The organism is Rathayibacter rubneri, assembly GCF_023743255.1.
GTDB lineage: Bacteria > Actinomycetota > Actinomycetes > Actinomycetales > Microbacteriaceae > Rathayibacter > Rathayibacter rubneri.
Genome location: NZ_JAMRYM010000211.1, coordinates 1 through 690, shown reverse-complemented (window position 1 = coordinate 690; position 690 = coordinate 1). Strand labels below are relative to the sequence as shown.

Here is a 690-nt window from a genome sequence, read left to right as displayed (position 1 = left end):
CTTTGGGATTGTCCACCAGCAGTGGCACTCCGGTCCGCACGCCGGGTTCGACGACCACATGCAGCACATGATCCCAGTAGCGCACGAGCATGGTGCGCATCTCGCGCAGCACCGACGGCACCGTCGACAGGGCGGTGATGCCGGTGATCTGTTCCGCGTCGGCTCCGAGCAATCCACGCAACATCAGCGCGAACTCGTCGGCCGTCACATGAGGATCGGTCCGAATGCGCCAGTCGCGCAGCAGCTTCGAGTGATCACCGGTGCCGGTGAAGAGCCCGACCACCGTGCTGGTGTTGCGCACATCGATCGCGAGGAGCATCGAATCAGACCAGCACGGAATCGGCCCGCAGATCGCGCGGCGTGATCAGACCCGAGCCCGCGGGTGCGTGCGCCGGATCGCTACCCAGCTCGACCGGCCGGTTCTTCTCGTCGACGAACACCACCCGGGGTGCGTAGTCGGCAACCTCCTGCTCGTTCATGACCCCGTAGGCGATCAGGATGACCAGATCACCCGGGTTCACCAAATGCGCTGCAGCCCCATTGATTCCGATGACGCCACTTCCCCGCTCGCCGGTGATCACGTAGGTCTCCAGCCGCGCACCGTTGTCGATGTCGACGATGGTGACCTGCTCGCCTTCGAGCAGATCGGCCGCCTCCATCAGTTCCTGATCGACGGTCACCGAGCCCACG

General features: G+C 64.6%; 2 protein-coding genes. Both read right to left on the bottom strand.

The features are described 5' to 3' along the window. Positions 1-319, bottom strand: a 319-nt coding sequence (locus NB037_RS19360) for a type III pantothenate kinase (protein ID WP_251948711.1), incomplete at its 3' end; no start/stop codon positions are given. Positions 320-323: 4 nt separating this feature from the next. Beyond that, positions 324-690: aspartate 1-decarboxylase (gene panD / locus NB037_RS19355; protein ID WP_251948707.1), on the bottom strand; the 367-nt coding region annotated here is incomplete at its 5' end.